This is a genomic window from Nostoc sp. (assembly GCF_036917195.1).
Lineage (GTDB): Bacteria > Cyanobacteriota > Cyanobacteriia > Cyanobacteriales > Nostocaceae > Nostoc.
Map to the genome: position 1 here is coordinate 194,439 of NZ_JBALDG010000039.1, position 17,418 is coordinate 211,856.

Here is a 17,418-nt window from a genome sequence, read left to right on the forward strand (position 1 = left end):
CTTCTAACTTTTATTAGGAGTATTATGACCAATCATTGTCTTCTTCATCATCCCAATTATCTTGGTAGCTGGGACGGGATTTGCGGGGAGGACGGCTTTCATAGGAGGAACGACTGTCTCGGCTATAGTCTTTACCGTAATCTCTGCCATAGTCCTTACCATAGGAATCGCGTTCCCGATATGTATCTCTGGGATATTCGCGTTCTTTATCCTTATCACCGCCAGTAAAAATGTCACGGATAGTACCCAACAAGTCGTCGTCTTCCTCTTCATCATAAGACTGGCGGACTTCCCGGTTTAAATCATATAGAGCATCTTGCAAGTCGGCGTAGGCTTGGTCAATACCGCGATCACTATTTTCCTTGAGACTCTCCTTTAGGTCTCGGCAAATATTATCAATTCTTTGGCGGCGGCTGCGGGCAAACTGCATACCAAATTCGAGCGCTACATCTCTGAGTTGTCGTTCTGCTTGGATAATCAACGCCTCAGAACGAGTCCGCTTTTCTACCCTTTCTTTACGTTCGCGATCAACATCGGCGTATTTCTCAGCGTCCTGAATCATCCGATTCACTTCCGACTCGTTCAAGGTGGAAGCGCCTTGAATGGTGATACTCTGTTCTCGACCAGTGGTTCTATCTAAGGCTGTTACCTGTAAAATACCGTTAGCATCAATATCAAATGACACCTGAACTTGAGGAATACCCCGTGGCGCTGGTGGGATGCCATACAGCTTGAACCGTCCTAAAGACTTGTTATTTGCTGCCATATCCCGTTCGCCCTGGACTACGTGAATTTCCACAGTATTTTGGTTATTTTCTGACGTGGAAAAAATATCAGAACGGCGGACTGGGATGGTGGTGTTGCGAGGAATGAGTTTTTTCATCACGCCGCCGATGGTTTCCAATCCCAAAGAGAGGGGTGTGACATCCAAAAGCAGCACATCTTTGAGTTCGCCTGCGAGAATGCCTGCCTGAATTGCTGCACCCACTCCCACTACTTCATCGGGGTTGACGTTTTCATTGGGTTCTGTACCAATCAAGTCCCGTACAAGCTGCTTCACCATTGGCATCCGTGTAGAACCGCCCACTAGCACAACTTCTTCAATGTCTCTAGGTGAGAGTCCGGCATCTTTGAGGGCGCGTTTCACTGGTATCCGCAATCGCCCCACCAAATCACTACACAAATCTTCAAACTGGGAACGAGTCAGGCGAGTTTCTAGATGTTTGGGGCCATCTATAGTGGCGGTGATGAAGGGTAAGTTAATATCAGTGACGCTGACAGCAGAAAGTTCTCTTTTGGCTTTCTCTGCTGCTTCCATCAAACGTTGTAAGGCTTGGCGATCGCGTCTTAAGTCTACCTCTTCTGTTTCCAGAAATTGCTCTGCTAGCCAATCTACAATTTTTTTGTCAAAGTCGTTACCACCAAGTTGCGTGTCTCCACTGGTAGCTTTGACTTCAAATATGCCATCGCCAACTTCCAGAATCGATACGTCAAAAGTACCGCCACCCAAGTCAAATACTAAGATAGTTTCCGTCTCACCCCGATCAAATCCATAAGCTAAAGATGCAGCAGTTGGTTCATTGAGAATCCGTAGCACCTCTAAACCAGCAATTCTGCCAGCATCGCGGGTTGCCTGCCGCTGAGAATCATTAAAATAAGCGGGTACTGTAATCACTGCCCCTGTCACTGGTTCACCCAAATAGCGACTAGCATCATCTGCCAATTTCTTCAGCACCATTGCTGAAATTTCTTCTGGGGCGAAATCCTTATTGAGACGGGGACAGGCAATTTTAATATTACCCACTTCGTCTTTGCGAATGGTGTAGGGTACACGCTTGGAATCTGGACTAAGTTCGCCATATTTGCGCCCAATAAAGCGTTTAACGGCGAAAAAGGTATTTTGTGGATTGAGGATGGTTTGTCGCCGTGCCATTTCCCCAACCACCCTTTCACCTTCTTTGCTGAAGCCAACTACGGAGGGGGTTGTTCGCGTTCCTTCTGCATTGGCAATCACCATCGGCTTGCCACCCTCCATAACGGCGACTACTGAGTTGGTTGTACCCAAGTCGATGCCGACTACCTTGCCCATGCGTTACTCTTCTCCTAAAGTGTCTTATATATTTATTATGATTGGGCGGAACTACCTCTAGCTTTGTGCTACAGGATGAAAACACCTCAATAGTATAATAGTCATCATTAAGGCAGTAAGCTAAGAAGTGCAGCTAAAGGAGATAGTTGCAAGACTAGGATAGCATTGACGATGATTGGTATGTCCAAGCAGCCTCAATTCTTGTTATCCGCCTACTTCTATGCACTGGATCTGCAAGTTGGTAAATGCACCTTAATAATACTTGCTCTGCAAGTTTTGAGTGCCTGAAAACTCTAATATTGCCACTATTTTAAAGAATTGAATTTAACAGAGCGATTACAAACTTCCCTGAGTGAGATAGCGCGAGAACGCGATCCTTATATGGCAACGGCTGGACATTTTTTTGTCCAAGAATACATCCGCCAGCAATTTTCCCAATGGGGGAGTGTGGAAATCCACACCTTTGAAGTCAGAGGTAAAGCTTGTAAGAACTTGATATTAAATTTACCCTCCCAAGCTAGACGACAAAAAAAGGATTTGCCACCTATTTTAATTGGTGCTCATTATGATGCTGTTCCGGGAACACCAGGAGCTGATGATAATGCCACTGGTGTAACGGTGTTGCTGGAATTAGCGAGAAAGTTTGCTGGTGAACCTGTAAGATATCCCTTAAGGCTAGTTGCTTTCGATATGGAAGAATACGGCTTACTGGGTAGTGCTGACTATGCAGCTCTGTTGCACCAACAAAAGCAACAGCTACGCTTAATGATCTCCTTAGAAATGCTGGGCTATAAGGATTCTACACCTGGTTCTCAAAGTTACCCCCCTCCTCTGGAACGCTTCTACCCAGATAAAGGTGATTTTATTGCTTTAATTGGCAATTTGCGGACATTGCCTGATTTAATTGGCATGAGCCGTAATATTCGTAAAGCTGGCGTACTTAGTCAATGGCTACCCGTGCCGAATCGAGGTTTAATAGTTCCTCAAACCAGACTTAGTGATCATGCACCTTTCTGGGATTTGGGTTATCCGGCAATTATGGTCACAGATACGGCATTCTTGCGAAATCCACATTATCACAAACCTAGTGATGCGATCGCTACTTTAGATTTAGATTTTCTTCGCGGTGGATGTGAAGGGTTGGAAATTGCGATTCGGCAGTTGTGAAAAATTAAGATAAATTAATAAGTTTATCTTTTGCCCTTTAAAGCATCATTCAACCTGTCGTTTCCTGCAATAATCTGGTCTGCACTTTCCATGAGCTAAGGTACATATCCTATCAATTATGACCATACAGCACTAGTCACTATCATGTACCCCAGTAAATCAAAAAGTTCTAACCTCTACTAATCCGGCTTTGTAAATTAACTTCTTAGACATAACTTTTTTAAGTTATGTCTTTTTTTTGGTAGTTAGTCTCGACTGGAGGGACAGGTAGAAAGTATCCACCCAAAAAACCACTTCATTAAGCAATACGGTTCACTTAAGAAAATTGTAGGTTGGGTAGAACGAAGTGAAACCCAACAAAGTCACGCAAGTGTTGGGTTTTGTTCCTTAAACGCCACTTGCTTCAAGTCGGGAAACCCGCCCAACGCAGTGGCTCCCCAACCTACGCAGAAGTTGAGTTTTAGGCTTAACTGAACTGTATTGCTTCATTAGGGAATTGGAATTCAAAGTGAGCATCTTAACTTTTTCATTCTCAACACCGCATAAAGCTTAACCAAAAAGTATTGGAAGATAGGAGAGCAGGAGAGCAGGGGAAAATAACCGATGCCTAATGTCCCATGTTCAATACAACTCTTGGAGAGGCTGCGCCCTAAGCGTAGCTATGCCGCAGGCTTTACGGCAAAGCTCAGTACAAGTGCCCTATGCCCAATTCAGTTGTTACCAATTACCACTTTATGACTCTGGGAATTGTACGAATTGACACGAAACAATGAGACTAATGAATGCCAAGATCAAAAAAAGGATGCTTCAAGGATATTAAAAGTACTATGCCAGAATTACACCAATCAATTGCCCAGCATTACCACGAACGGACTAAATACGACCCTGAGACTCTCGCCTCCAAAAGTCAAAGCATAGACTGGGCTAGACAGCCAGTGCCTTTCAAAGAGTACAAAATTGGCTCTACTTTTGCTCTCAAACCCTATATCCAAGAAAAACCAGAGGGATTTGTTAATAATCCAGATGCTCAATGGTGGCAAAGACTTTCACGGCTGCTGTTTCACAGCTATGGATTGACGGCGAGAATGCCTTCTATGGGTAGTGGGGTGTATTTACGTGCTGCTCCCAGTGCAGGCGGACTATACCCTGCCGAAGTCTATGTGGTTTCCCGTGGCACGGCGTTATTGCCGCCTGGTCTGTATAATTACCAGTGTCGGACTCATTCTCTAATGCATTATTGGGAAAGTGATGTTTGGCAAACTCTCCAAGCTGCTTGTTTCTGGCATCCTTCCTTAGAAAATACCCAACTAGCAATTATTGTCACTGCGGTTTTCTATCGTTCTGCGTGGCGCTATGAAGATCGGGCTTATCGCCGGATTTTTCTCGATACGGGACACCTGTTAGGCAATATCGAATTGGCTGCTGCCATTAATGACTATCGCCCCCATTTAATCGGCGGTTTTGTGGATGAATCGGTAAACGATCTGCTTTATATCGATCCGCAACAAGAAGGTGCGATCGCTGTCTTACCTCTGGCAGACTTGTTAGATGTCAATCAAAACTTGCCATTGGGATGTACTGCTCTACCTTCCGCCACCGAAACCAGTTATCCCCAAATCCCCGATGGCGAACTGCTGACATATTTCCATCGACACACCCAGATCCAATCAAATATAACTGGCAATCTCAATCTACCAACTATCAAACAAGAAAAATCTTTGGAGGATAAATATAACTTTCCTTTCTGCTTAAAAATTCCCACCAGCACCGTACCTATAGACTGGGGAGAAAAACTGTCAGAACTGGAAACTACTATGTACAAGCGACGCTCTACCCGCGCTTATAATGGTGATGATTTAACCTTCGATGAATTGAAAGGTTTACTCGATTTTACTTACCAACCGCGAAATTACATCGACCAAAGTTTAGATATTTCTCCAGACTACTTTGATTTGAATTTAATAGAAACATTCATTGCTGTCTGCGGAGTTAAAGGATTGGAGGCAGGTTGTTACTATTACGCGCCCAAAGCCCAAGAATTACGCCAAATTCGGTTTAAAAACTTTCGGCGAGAGTTACATTTTCTTTGTTTGGGGCAAGAATTAGGGCGAGATGCAGCAGCGGTGTTGTTTCATACAGCTGATCTGAAAGCTGCGATCGCCCAGTATGGCGATCGCGTTTATCGTTACTTACATATGGATGCCGGCCATTTGGGACAACGCCTGAATTTAGCCGCAGTCCACCTGAATGTAGGCGTCAGTGGAATCGGTGGATTCTTTGATGACCAAGTAAATGAAGTTTTGGGTATCCCTGCTGATGAAGCTGTTTTATATATCACTACATTGGGACGCCCAAGATAAAACAAACCGCAAATAACACAAAGTACCCAAAAATTCTTTGCGTACTTTGCGGTTAGCTTACATCCAGATTTTTGGAATTAGCAACTTGGGTTTGGTAGTGCCGCCATTTTTCCTGTTGACGCGCTCTTTTCTCCTCGGTGAGGCTATCAAAACAATGGGGACAGGAGATACCTTGCTCATACTTACTAGACGCCTTATCTTGTTCAGAAATCGGACGCCCACAACTGAAGCACAGCTCACAACTTCCTGACTCTAATCCATGACTGACGGCTATCCGCTCGTCAAAGACAAAACATTCTCCTTCCCATAAACTTTCCTCTGCTGGAATTTCTGACAAATACTTGAGAATGCCGCCTTTGAGATGGTAAACTTCTGCAAAGCCTTGAACAAGCATGAAGGATGAGGCTTTTTCACAACGAATACCGCCCGTACAAAACAGAGCAACCTTTTTATGTTTCGTTGGGTCGAGGTGGTGGCGCACATAATTAGGGAATTCCCGGAATGAGCTAGTCTGGGGATTTTCTGCTCCTTGGAAAGTACCGATATTTACCTCATAATCATTGCGGGTGTCAATCACGGTTACTTCTGGATCACAAATCAAATTATTCCATTCCTGGGGACTGACATAAGTACCAATTTGTTCATTTGGGTCAATTTCGGGCAATCCCAAAGTGACAATTTCTGGCTTCAACCGCACCTTCATCCGCTCAAAGGGCGGGGTTTCGGTATGGGACTCTTTGTATTCTAGGTCTGCTAGACGGGGATCACAACGCAGAAACCAGAGAACAGAATCAATTGCCTGACGCGAACCTGCAATTGTACCGTTAATGCCTTCTTGTGCCAGCAAAATTGTCCCTTTGACACCTTGCGTTTGACAGTAAGATAGCAGAGGATCTCGTTTGTCGGCAAAATCTGGCAGCTTGACAAATTTATACAGTGCTGCAACAACTTGGATATTTTCTGGCTTCATCCCTTTAGTAACGGAACAATATTAAGTTACAATAGCAACGGCAACCAAAGTTACCTACTATTTTAATTTTATGGGGGTTTAGCTCAGTTGGTAGAGCGCCTGCTTTGCAAGCAGGATGTCAGCGGTTCGAGTCCGCTAACCTCCATTGGATATGATTTATTTAAATGTGCGATCGCAAATTTAAAAAGCGATCGCTTGGAATATCCCAAAGAAAACACACCTAAATCAAAACCCCATTCTCTAGTACAGAATGGGGTTTTAGCACTTTCTAGGTAAGGGGTTAAGCCAGAGGTAAGTTGGTATTGCATCCAATTGCCCTATTTTCAAAGCCGTACTTAGTTAGAGAAATCTCTAGATAATGAAGTCAACTCTGCCCTGACAGCACTCAAGTAATTTTGATCGTTCAAAATTTGCGGCGGTAATTTGTTCGCATTGACAGCGGCCCTAACTAAATCTTCCCCAACAATCTTTCTGTTCTGGCGTTCAGAGATTAGAGTTCCCCCACTGGGAATACCCTGCTGCTTTAAACCACCTTGGTAAGCAAGAGAAACGAGATTAAAGGGTTTGAGGTAGCTAGCATTCTTGGAATTACTGTTTAATGTGTTAGAGTTGATAGCCATATTTGTTTGCCCAGCATCATAGTTGTTATCTGTGGGTGGTTCAGCGTTAGCAATTCCAGATGTAAGCGCAAAAGCACCAATAATAGCTACAGAATTAATTAAAGTTGCAAGTTTCATCGGGTTATCCTTGTAAGGTTTAATTACTTGATTGTTAATAACAGTGTCTCTTTTGTTATAAACCTTAGCCTCCTACATTTAGCTCATCCAATTGGTTGAATTGTTTCTCACCCATTTGAGTGAGTCTCGGAAGCTGTCAGGAATAGTTTAATACTTAACATTTCAATTTACTTATTTTGACAAAGGAAAAATGGTAAAGATGGGGCGATTAAGTACTGCTACAATAAGCGTTTTAGTTGGCAGGCTCCAGAGTCAGTTAATCAAAGTCGGGCTTATATATACTTAGGGGGTTATTTGAAAAAGCGTCCATTGGGGTTAGTGGCAATTGTTCTCTACAAATCATTTACTGCCTCGCTACTTATGGTTACTTCGATTGCTTTATTATTCACATTAAAAAATTATCAAAATTTAGAAATTTTTTCAAAGGATTATGTTTTAGAAGGAAAATCGATAATTATTGATTGGGTTTTAAAAAAAGTTATCAACTTAAATCCAAGAACCTTAGCCTTTAGCGGCATTGGCACAGGAATCTATGCTATTGTAACTACTATTGAAGCTGTTGGCTTGTGGTACGATAAACGTTGGGCACATGTCTTAATATTGGTGCTTGTCGGTATCAGTATTCCACCAGAGATTTATGAATTGATTCGGGGTATCTCTCCGATAAAAATATTGATTTTCTTGTTGAACTTAGCCGTATTTTGGTATCTATTACGCAATTTTCCTAAACATCGAAAATAATTTTTTATTCGCTCATAGTGTCTATCGTTGCAGAGGTAAAACTGAGCCATGTCAGAGGCTTCCGTCCCTTAGACTTCTCTGTGCGTCGATGCAAAACCAAGACCTCACGTTGTACAATCGCTAGAAATGCAATCTGGAGAGCGACTTGCCCAAAACGATTCACTCTACTCAACCACCACTGAAATTTATTCCCCAACAGTTTAATCCGCTGATACTCCAGATTTTTCGGTGGTTACTGCCGATCGCACTACGGTTTCGCACTCGACCTTGGCTACCAGCTGGTATTGTCAAGATTGAAGCCAAGAATGTTGAGGTATTGGCCGAACTTTATCAGCAATTCCAGGCTGGAAAAATTCGCTTTTTGTTGGCATTTCGTCACCCAGAGGTGGAAGATCCCCTTTGTATGCAGTATTTGCTTTCTCGCATTGTGCCAGAGGTTGCTCGTCAAAAAGGTATTCAATTACAATCCCTTGTTCACAGTTATTTTCTCTATGACCGGGGGATGACGGTTTGGGCTGGAGATTGGCTGGGTTGGTTGTTTTCACGGCTGGGGGGTGTGCCGGTTCATCGCGGTAGACGACTAGATCGCCAAGCTATTCAAACAGCACGGGAGTTGTTTGCTAATGCCAAACTACCGATCGCAGTGGCACCGGAAGGAGGTACTAATGGTCATAGTGGTATTGTTAGCCCATTGGAACCCGGTGTTGCTCAAATGGGCTTCTGGTGTGTAGAAGACTTACAAAAAGCTAACCGGACTGAGACTGTGATCATTGTGCCGATCGCCATCCAGTATGGTTACGTTGAGCCACCTTGGTCTAAACTGGATTGGCTCCTCAGTAAGTTGGAAGCTGATAGTGGCTTGCCTGTTAAGGAAATTGATCAGGGCGATGGCGAAGAGATTTACTATCAACGCCTCTGTAGGTTGGCTGAATATCTGATTACCGAGATGGAAGAGTTTTATCGTCGCTTCTATCATCAAGACATCCCAAAAACCATCTTAACTGATGAATCTGCTAGTCCTAATCAGGTGTTGATTACCCGACTTCATCGCTTACTGGATAAGGCTTTACAAGTTACCGAGCAATATTTTAGAGTTCAAGCGCAGGGTAATTTTATTGACCGCTGTCGCCGTTTAGAGGAGGCTGGCTGGAATTATATTTATCGGGAAGATTTGCCAGATATAAATGCTTTATCACCCTTTAAACGTGGCTTGGCAGACTGGATTGCAGAGGAAGCAGACTTGCGAATGCGGCATATGCGGATAGTGGAAAGTTTTGTTGCAGTTACAGCTACTTATATTCAGGAACAACCGACGGCAGAACGGTTTGCAGAAACAGCTTTGCTAATATTCGATATGCTTTCTAGAATTCAAGATACAACCCTTCCAGGGCGACCTCGATTAGGTTTGCGACAGGCACAAATCACCGTAGGAGAACCAATTTCAGTTACTGAACGCTGGAAAAATTGTCAGGGCGATCGCTATGCAGCTAGACAAGCTGTGAGCGATTTGACAAAAGATTTGCAAATCGCTTTAGAGAAGATGATTAAATAATGAAACTTTTAAGACTTTTTAGCCCTAATTTTGTCAAATATTGCACCTTCATCAAAGAATTTCTTTTGAATCTCGTTCCATCCTCCTAAATCTTCAGCTTTAAAGATAGTTTTTATTTTGGGAAAATTGCCTTCTGTTTCTTTAGCGATCGTCAGGTCAACAGGACGAAATCCTAATTTAGTAAACTCTCGTTGCGAGTCTGGGGTGTAAAGAAATTTGATAAATGCTTCCGCAATCGGCCGAGTCCCATGTTTATCGACATTCTTATCTACAACAGCAACAGGATTGTCGATGGAGATATTTACATTGGGCACAACATATGAGATTTTCTCGCCATTTTGCGTTGATAAAATCATCTCGTTTTCATAGTTGAGCAAAACATCACCCTGACCATCTTTGAAGAATACTTCGCTGGCATTCCGAGCAGTTTTGGGTAATAAAGGTGCATTATTATAGACTTTGGCAATAAAGTCTATTGCCTGATTTTCATTGCCGCCAGTTTTTGTCACAGAACCCCACAGACTAAGGAAGTTCCAACGAGCACCGCCGGAGGTTCTGGGGTCAGCTGTAACCACTTTTACACCATCTTGGGCTAAATCTGTCCAAGTTTTGATATTTTTGGGATTACCCTGACGAATGGCGATCGCATTTAGAGATTTGGTAACAATTGCATCATTAGGCGCTTCTTTTTCCCAACCCGGTTGAATAAAACCTGCTTCAACAAGTTTATTAATATCAAGGGCAAGTGACAGGTGTACGACATCAGCTTCCTTACCGTCAATTACGGCAAGAGTTTGGGAACCTGAGCCATCATAGCTTTGATTAAAAGTGATATTTTGGTTATGTTCTTTCTTCCACTGTGCGATAAATTTGGGAATGATCTGCTGGTATGCTGCATTAGTAACCGAGTAAGAAACAAAGGTTAGGGTTACATCACTCTGGGAAGCTGCGCCAGCATTACCAGTATTATTGACATTACGTGGAGAGCAGGCAGCCATCACGATACTCAAGCTAACTCCGACCAAGAATAGGGACGCAACACCCCACGCAGAATACTTGTAAAACCATCGTATTAGTTGTACACGCCACTGTCTTGCAGCGTGTAAAGCTTTAACGATATAAATCTGAACTAATTCAGTCAAATATCTCCTTGATTTTGGAGTACGTTGCCCTTGGTTCATCAAATTTTTCCCCTGAATCTGCGGTAACTTGAGCTAGATGCTGTAGTTAAGGGGCATTATAAAACAATGGTTAAGGATAAATAACTTTTTATTAACCTAAATTTAAACAAGTTATTCAATATATCAAGGAGAACTAGTTTTGGAAGCTTCTGGACTGCGAATGATGATATGTCCCTTATCGCTTTCTTGAATAGCCAATACTGAGGGTAGCTGATCAAGTTTCACCTGAGGAGGCAATGCGCGAAACAAATAAATCCAGCCGCCACGTTCTAAGAGTAAGCGCCAGACTCGCGGCTGCTGTGGATTGGTGATATCATTATCTTCCCTGCCTCGCAAGTCATTGAATAGACCTCTATCGCCAATAATGCGATAACCTTTCAAGGACGGATCGGCAAATATATCATCAAGTTTGCGTCCCACAGCAAACTTTTCTTCAGGTGTAATTAAGGTTACAACGGGCAGGGTGGAGTTTTGCCCAGCATCTCGTCGGGCATCTGCAATGCCTTGCCAACGAGCTAACCAAAATATCACAATTAATACCTAGGATACTATTACTATCTCATTGACTAGCGATCGCAAAAATTCCACTGAGCGCAGTTGCCCAGAACTAAATTCAGCCAGAGATTTTAGCTGTTTAGCTGTCCATGAGTTTAAACGTTTGTAACAAATGCTTTGATGCTAGCAACAAATGTTCAAACGTTTATAACAAATATTCAAATATTTGCAACAAATGTTCAAACGTTTATAACAAATGCTCCAATGTAGGCAATAAATGTTTCAAGCTTTATAGGACTTACGCAAAGTTAACGTATTTTTGTCCTTGCGATCGCTCGTTTGCTGGAAGCGTTCCTGTAAAGTAGCAATCCCAGACTTGATCAAATACTTTGATGTTGCTAACAACAACTTCTGCTAACACCCAATTAAAAACAGCTACCTCTGCGCTATTCTATGAAAAAAATTCTCACCACTTTTTTAGCTTTGGGTGTTTGTCTAACGCCTTATTTGTGCTGATTGGCGATGCACGTTAAAGCAATTTGTAATATATGAAATATGTAGTAAGGGCACATAATTTGTGTGTCCTTACCAGATAAACACTAATTTTTTAGCACGGACAACTAATTTAATTAACACCTAAGACTTGGTTTGCTGTGTCTGTGCGTCGATAATTACACTCCAGTCATCGTTTTCCACAGCAGCTTCAAGTTGACGCTGACGTTCGGCTTGACTCGCATCTATTGTTTCTGACTCTTTAGAGAGGGTTGTATCAGCCATTGCTTTCCGCAGTTTTAGCTTTTTCTCCTCGTAGGCTTGACGTTCCACCTCTGACATTACCGCCTTCGCAGCTTCCCCTACCGTGCTAGCCCACATTTCGCGATCAGTTGCATTACCAGAGGGTGTGCTTTCGAGTTCTGCTATCCACGCATCTCGTAAATCTTCCATTTCTTGACGCTTGGGAAACTTGAATGCTTGTACGCGCACAAAAGCACACTTTTGCTCACCATTTTGGCTGAGATGACCGTTTAGGGAAAGCAACACATTGCGAGAATAGCCAACGTACTGCACACGGCGTTCTGCGTCCAATACTGCGTAAACACCTGCAATTTTAGCGTTCTGAGCAGCTGCACTCCAAACCTCAAGGTCAATGATTTCAGTACCATTGTTTGCTAGTTCAGGAGTTATACTCACCTCAGTGGCAGTGTGTTCGTCGTCAGAACTGTACAAAAAGTCATGTAGTCCACGGTGGTTTATGGGGACATTTTGATGTTCAATCGGCGAGTTATGCTGAGTTTCCATCACAGTTGATCTCCGAGTTATTAATTAGCGTTACGCAAATATATGCCTTTAGAATATTGAAGCTTAAATCTACTCACATCCCCAAATTATTGCTGACAAAGCGAAAACAACTATTAGACCTTATATGAATCAATTGATGCCTAAAAATTGGATATTCATCAAACAGCGGCTGACTCCTTATTTATTTTTACTACCCGCCTTACTTCTTTTGGGGTTAACAGTCTTTTTACCTGCACTGCAAGCGTTTTATCTTAGCTTTACTAGCTATGAAGATATTGCCCAACCGCCAAAATGGATTGGTTTCGCCAACTTCCTCAAGCTTTGGAAGGATGCAGTTTTTTGGAAAACCTTGGAAAACACTTTTTTATATCTTGTGGGTGTAGTCCCAATTTTAGTAATTGCTCCCTTAGCGCTGGCAATTTTGGTAAATCAGAAACTGCGGGGGATGAATTGGTTTAGATCGGCGTACTACACCCCAGTGGTAATTTCAATGGTGGTTGCGGGAATAGCTTGGAAATGGCTGTATGCAGAAAACGGATTACTGAATCAGTTACTGAAAGCTTTAGGCCTTTTTCCAGAAGGTATTCCTTGGCTAACTAGCCCAGCAAAAATTTTTGGCATTGTACCAATTTCTCTTGCCAGCGTCATGGCTGTCACTGTGTGGAAGGGACTAGGTTACTACATGGTGATTTATTTAGCGGGGTTGCAATCGATTCCTGGTGATGTGTACGAAGCTGCTGCGATCGATGGCTCTGATGGTATTAGTAAACATTGGGATATTACCATACCTTTGATGAAGCCGTATCTAGCACTAGTGGCGGTGATTTCGGCTATTTCTGCGACCAAAGTGTTTGAAGAAGTATATATTATGACCCAAGGGGGCCCACTCAGTAGCTCGAAAACGATTGTTTATTATCTATATGAGCAAGCCTTTAACAATTTGGAAATTAGCTACGCTTGCACAATTGGGCTAGTGTTATTTTTGATAATTTTGGGATTATCAATTTTGCGATTAGTTATTAATCAGCAGGGTGATGATAATATCACAATCTGATATTCACTTAATTTAAATATCGCAATCCTAAAGTAAAAAGTTAGATACCCGACTTCTTAAATAAGTCGGGTATCTGGATACCGCAAATTTTCACAAATCAGATTGGATTACTATATCTTCAACTTATAAAAATCATCTCCTATCAGCCACGATAATCTGAAAATATTCAAATATCCAAAGTGTATGAAATTCAAAATACAAAATAGTTTTAGACGAGAATTTAAAACCGCGTTTGATATTCCACTACTGCACGACTATCATCAGTTAAATTAGTGGAAGCACGCACACGAAATTCATTGTTTATCCGATAATTAATACCCCATTGGAAGGGATCATTTGTTGTTAAAATTTTGATACTGGAAACGGAGATTTTGGAAGAAATATCAACCCCAGCTTCTCCTGCCAATTCCAACGTTGAACTGCTCCTTCCCGCTTCCGGATTATCAGAAATAATCGTAGGAAATATCCGCAGTTCACTTAAGCCAAAGGTACTCCCAATCTGGTTAAAAGCTGACTGAAAATTGTTGAACACAGCCGAGCCTGCGATGTTAATCAAACCCAAAGTACTGTCACCACGTCCTTGGGTGTCTACAAATCCACCTCCTAAAAGAGCAACAATTTCAGTTTGACTACGTGACGGACTGCTTGTAAGTTCTAGATTTTCATTTAGTTTGCTGGCGAGACCGTTGATAGTGGCTTCGACTCGAACACTCTCTAAGGCTGATAAACCTGTGGTATTTATCCGACTGAAATCATTACTTTGAATTACATCTAGTACCTTAGCAAATAGCCGAATATCTAAGTTGGGGTCGCGGGGTTGAGAGGGACTAAAAGTTGCGGTATGTGTATAGCCACGAGCAAGGTTAAATTGGGTAGTAAATAAATTCACCCCTCCTTGTTCCAAGCGGATAGTGCCATCAGGTACAGGCTGATTGATTGAGCCGTTAACTATGAGATTACCAGTTGCGCGGAAGCTGAGAATAGGGGGACGGGTAATTTGGACGTTTTTGCCTAGTTCCAAATCTAGATTATTAAATCTGGCAATGTCTGACGGCAAAGCTTGAGCCAACGCATTCCCAATTTCAGGTATACTCTGCTTATTGGCTTTTGTAGGTGATACACCGAGACTACTATTTGCAGATGAAGTGGCGTCGGTAGATTCTGCCAGCAATACCTGACCATCAAATAAATTTACTTTACCGCCAATTACTGGGTTAAGCGCAGAACCAGTAATCTGCAAATTGCCACTAGCGCCTCCCTGATAAAGTCCTTTGAGCTTCAACTCTAGCTGATCGAGATTAACGGTCAGAGGATTGTTGATAGTCACGTTCTGATTGTTAAAAATGGGAATTTCTCCAGCAGCTTCTACCTTCCCACGGCTAAATATACCTTGAAGATTTTCTACTAAGATGCTGTCAAAATTAAACAGCACTCTACCTGTTACATGTCTGAGAAGCCTACGTGGCAAAGCCTGGGCTGAAAAAGTAGCATTATTGATAGTGGCAATTCCGTCTACCTCAGGTTTTTGCAATGTTCCGCGTACCTTGAGGTCTACTTCTCCTTCACCTTTCTCAAATGCCACTTGATTAGTCAACGAGTTTAACAACGCCAATCCCTCATTTTCCAACTTCATATCTAAACTGATTTGCTCACTGTCTGGTGCCACCGAAGCAAAAGGCAATTTATAAGGTATGCTGCCAGTAATATCAACAGGTTTTGGCCCAGCAACTGCTACAGTACTACTAAAGTTTAAGCGTCCGTTGGCATAGCTGAAACTTGCTTTTGCTGACTCTATTTTGTTCTGATTTAGTTTTCCTTCTGTAACTTGCAATTCCCCTCTACTTTGAGGATTAGCAATGCTGCCTGCTAAAGCTGCTGTACCGTTAAGATTACCTGTGATTCCAACTGGCAGTTTGACAAAATTATTCAGTACTTGTACCGGAAAATTATTCACCCGCAGCTGACCAGATTGTTCATCACCACCAATGTTACCCGTGAAAGCAATCAGCCTGTTTTTAGATTCGAGCCGTAAAGGTCGCAAATTCAAAACACCGTTTTCAAAGTTGCCTTCGGCAATCACTTGGTCGGCAGTATAAAAACGATTCCGTTCTTCCTTTTTACCCCAGGCAAAGTTTTGTCCATTCAAATTAAAATCCACTGATAATCCATTGGCTTTAGCTGTATTTACAGCCACTTCCCCATTGAAAGTCCCCTTTAAGTCTGCCAAATCTGGTATTGGAGTGGAATCAAGTCGCTGTTGCTCCTGTTGTGCTACCAAAGCTTCAATTTCAGAAAACCGTTGGATTTGGGTTAATAAGGGCTGATTTTGCGCTCCTTGGGGGTTGGTAGTCAGATCCGCTGCTGTGCCGTAGATTGGTGTTGAACCACCTTGCAAATTTTGTAAATCATATACTTGTGCTATGGCTAGAACATCTTGGATCTCTCCCTGGTTGACGTTCAGTTTACCTTGTAGTTGAGGGCCTTTAGGGGTTTGAGCAAAAGTACCGACAAGGGCGTAGCTACTTTTACCTTTAACAAATTCACTACTGGCGAGTGTGGCTTTACCGTTACCGTAGCGGAATTGAGCAGCTATTCGATCGCCTTTAACTCGGCCAATTTGCGGATTGGCGATCACTAAATTCCCCGTTGCTGCCAATGTCTGCTGATTAAACAGCAAATCCCCAGTTAACAACCCAGCTATTTTACCAGCACCCAGTCGAGTAATTGGTGGCGGAGTCAAATTCAATATTTGTAAGGGGAAATTTGCGACTTTGAGTGCCCAATCATTCCCTTGAACATTACCTGTTGCTAATGCTTGCTGCCATTTTACTAAGAAGGATTTCGGGCGATTATTAGCATCTAAATTGAAGGCCAGGCGATCGCTATTTCCCACCAAGTTCAAATTTAAACCGCGTCCTTGTGCTGAATCGATGTTTCCAGTTAACAACGGCTCAAAAGCAATATCTTGAACAACCAAGTCTCGTAAATTGATTTGCCCTACCACATTTGGCAAGGGCAGCTTACCAGTTATTTGACCATTAAAATCTACTTTCCCCGCCACAGCAACCTGATTAGGAAGATTGATGGGTAACTGTTTTAAGTTGTAATTCTGGGCTTGGACGTTGAGATTTAGGGCAGTAATTTCCGGTATACCTGCTCCCTGAGCATTGGCTAATATGTTACCAGTAACATTTAAACCGGGAGCAGTTGCTCGTTCAATGGTAAGCCTTTCACCACTCCAAGCGATCGCAGCCGTCAGGGGTCGCTCAAGACCAGGGATACCTTGGGATAATTGCACCTGTCCAGCGGCACGCACATCAGCTAATTTGGATGATCCTAGCGTGCCAGCTAATTGCAATTGACCGCCAAACTGACCTCGCAATTGCTGATTTAACCGATTTAATTCCACACCTGAAGCATTAACTACAGCTTGATAGCGACCATTAGCCACTTGGATATTAGAGGCTGCGATCGTTCCACCTGCAACATCCAGCCGTCCCTGACCATTAGCTTGGATAGTTTGCGGTTGGAAGGACTCAACAGAACCCGCCACGTTTGCTTGACCAGTTAATGCCCCTTGGAATTGCTTTGGTACTGCTACCAACTGCTGCAACGGTACATTATTTGCTTGAACTTGTGTCTGATATACACCATTAGCCACTTGGATATTAGAGGCTTTAATAGTCCCACCCGCAACATTTACCCGCGCCTGACCACTGGCTTGAATAGTTTGCAGTTTAAAAGAATCAACAGAACCCGCGACGTTGAACTGA

12 protein-coding genes and 1 tRNA gene are annotated in these 17,418 nt (G+C 42.8%); 6 read left to right on the forward strand and 7 right to left on the reverse strand.

Annotated elements, in window-relative coordinates:
• Positions 1-22: 22 nt before the first annotated feature.
• A complete protein-coding gene (gene dnaK, locus V7K40_RS14305) occupies positions 23-2,089 on the reverse strand; it encodes a molecular chaperone DnaK (protein ID WP_334960595.1) in 2,067 nt (688 codons plus the stop codon).
• Positions 2,090-2,407: 318 nt separating this feature from the next.
• Here dnaK and V7K40_RS14310 point away from each other — a divergent pair, with 318 nt between their 5' ends.
• Both V7K40_RS14310 and V7K40_RS14315 read left to right on the forward strand, forming a co-directional pair.
• Positions 2,408-3,256, forward strand: a complete 849-nt coding sequence (locus V7K40_RS14310) for a M28 family peptidase (protein ID WP_334960597.1) — start codon at positions 2,408-2,410, stop codon at positions 3,254-3,256.
• A gap of 827 nt (positions 3,257-4,083) precedes the next feature.
• Positions 4,084-5,616, forward strand: a complete 1,533-nt coding sequence (locus V7K40_RS14315) for a SagB/ThcOx family dehydrogenase (RefSeq protein ID WP_334960628.1) — start codon at positions 4,084-4,086, stop codon at positions 5,614-5,616.
• Positions 5,617-5,668: 52 nt separating this feature from the next.
• Here the strand turns inward: V7K40_RS14315 and V7K40_RS14320 are convergent, their stop codons facing one another.
• On the reverse strand, positions 5,669-6,586 hold the full coding sequence (locus V7K40_RS14320) for a rhodanese-related sulfurtransferase (RefSeq protein WP_334960599.1): 918 nt from the start codon (positions 6,584-6,586) through the stop codon (positions 5,669-5,671).
• A 72-nt stretch (positions 6,587-6,658) separates the two neighbouring features.
• On the opposite strand from V7K40_RS14320, the gene V7K40_RS14325 reads away from it, so the two are divergent.
• A tRNA-Ala gene (locus V7K40_RS14325) sits at positions 6,659-6,731 on the forward strand.
• Positions 6,732-6,921: 190 nt separating this feature from the next.
• Here V7K40_RS14325 and V7K40_RS14330 read toward each other — a convergent pair.
• A complete protein-coding gene (locus V7K40_RS14330) occupies positions 6,922-7,323 on the reverse strand; it encodes a hypothetical protein (RefSeq protein ID WP_334960601.1) in 402 nt (133 codons plus the stop codon).
• 294 nt (positions 7,324-7,617) lie between these two features.
• Between V7K40_RS14330 and V7K40_RS14335 the strand changes: the two genes are divergently transcribed.
• Together V7K40_RS14335 and V7K40_RS14340 are read left to right on the forward strand one after the other, a co-directional pair.
• On the forward strand, positions 7,618-8,064 hold the full coding sequence (locus tag V7K40_RS14335; protein ID WP_334960603.1) for a DUF2127 domain-containing protein: 447 nt from the start codon (positions 7,618-7,620) through the stop codon (positions 8,062-8,064).
• Positions 8,065-8,209: 145 nt separating this feature from the next.
• A complete protein-coding gene (locus tag V7K40_RS14340; RefSeq protein WP_334960605.1) occupies positions 8,210-9,616 on the forward strand; it encodes a 1-acyl-sn-glycerol-3-phosphate acyltransferase in 1,407 nt (468 codons plus the stop codon).
• A gap of 8 nt (positions 9,617-9,624) precedes the next feature.
• Here the strand turns inward: V7K40_RS14340 and V7K40_RS14345 are convergent, their stop codons facing one another.
• The 3 genes from V7K40_RS14345 to V7K40_RS14355 form a co-directional block, all read right to left on the reverse strand.
• Positions 9,625-10,758: a sulfate ABC transporter substrate-binding protein gene (locus V7K40_RS14345; protein WP_334960607.1), complete on the reverse strand. Its 1,134-nt coding sequence runs from the start codon at positions 10,756-10,758 to the stop codon at positions 9,625-9,627.
• 162 nt (positions 10,759-10,920) lie between these two features.
• A complete protein-coding gene (locus V7K40_RS14350) occupies positions 10,921-11,328 on the reverse strand; it encodes a hypothetical protein (RefSeq protein WP_334960609.1) in 408 nt (135 codons plus the stop codon).
• Between the two features lie 600 nt (positions 11,329-11,928).
• Positions 11,929-12,591, reverse strand: coding sequence for a GIY-YIG nuclease family protein (locus V7K40_RS14355; RefSeq protein ID WP_334960611.1), 663 nt, complete (start codon positions 12,589-12,591; stop codon positions 11,929-11,931).
• Positions 12,592-12,715: 124 nt separating this feature from the next.
• Between V7K40_RS14355 and V7K40_RS14360 the strand changes: the two genes are divergently transcribed.
• Positions 12,716-13,645: a sugar ABC transporter permease gene (locus tag V7K40_RS14360; protein WP_334960613.1), complete on the forward strand. Its 930-nt coding sequence runs from the start codon at positions 12,716-12,718 to the stop codon at positions 13,643-13,645.
• A gap of 220 nt (positions 13,646-13,865) precedes the next feature.
• Here the strand turns inward: V7K40_RS14360 and V7K40_RS14365 are convergent.
• On the reverse strand, positions 13,866-17,418 hold a 3,553-nt coding region (locus tag V7K40_RS14365; protein WP_334960616.1), incomplete at its 5' end, for a translocation/assembly module TamB domain-containing protein.